The sequence below is a fragment of the Streptomyces zinciresistens K42 genome (assembly GCF_000225525.1).
In the GTDB taxonomy this organism is placed as follows: Bacteria; Actinomycetota; Actinomycetes; order Streptomycetales; family Streptomycetaceae; genus Streptomyces; species Streptomyces zinciresistens.
The window spans coordinates 1-912 of sequence record NZ_AGBF01000463.1; the positions used below are offsets into that span (position 1 = coordinate 1).

Sequence of the window (912 nt, forward strand, 5' to 3'; positions counted from 1 at the left end):
TCGCGCCTGCCCGCCGAGGAGCTGTCCCGGGTGCTCGCCCTGGGCGAGGCCGAGGACTGACACAACGGCCTGCGCTGGGAACGTGAAGGTGCGGGACTCTGCTCTGACACCGGTGCCCGGGCGCGGCACCCCGGGTGCCGCGCGCAGCCCAACATCCGGCGGTTGCACCGATGTTGCGGTTACCGGCCGGTTCTCCTGCGCGGCAGGTCAGGCATGGCGTTGTGTGGAGTACGTGATCATCGACAGCAGCCGGGAGGCCGCATCGTCCGCGGTGCCCGGGGCCGGGTGCCGCATCCCCCGGGCCGCACAGTACGGGTGGTGCTGTGCGACGCGAAGAAGCTGCGGCTGTAGATGCCGGCCTGATCCATGTGCGCTTTCGAGACCCTCTGGGATGCTCGCGTCAGGTCCCGTGGCTTGAGGCTGCGCAGAACGTCGTCTTCGAGGAGAGTCCTGCGGTACGGCCTTTCCCCGTCCGGCACGGGCGGCGCGTGGCTCCGGGCTGGTGGTGGTCGTCGACGACCGGGCGGCTGGTGGCATACGGGTCCGGTGTCATGCGGACCCAGCTCATGCTGCTGGACCGGGATCCGGCGGTGGTGGCGCTGGCCTGCCGGCCGGTGGAACTGGTGTGGCGTGAGGAAAGCAAGACCGCCGGTCATGCGCCGCAGCTGATGGCCAGGCTTCAGGACGGCAGCGGACTGCTGCTCGACGGCGGCGGACGCAGCGGGCCCTCTGCCCGGCTGGCCGGCACGGGCACGGGTTGTGGCGGCTGCCGCCGAGGCAGCGGGCTGGTCCTACCGGCTGGCGGGGCCGCCGGATCCGGGGCTGGTGGCCAACGTGCGGTGGCTGGCGGGTTACCGGCATCCCCGGTACGCCGCAGCGCCGTGGACGCCGGCTCTGCTGGAGGCCTTCGGC

Annotated in this window: 1 protein-coding gene; it reads left to right on the top strand. The window is 72.4% G+C overall.

Annotated elements, in window-relative coordinates; translation table 11 throughout:
• Positions 1–368 precede the first annotated feature (368 nt).
• The coding region (locus SZN_RS39550) for a TnsA-like heteromeric transposase endonuclease subunit (RefSeq protein WP_244313504.1) at positions 369–912 on the top strand (544 nt) is incomplete at its 3' end.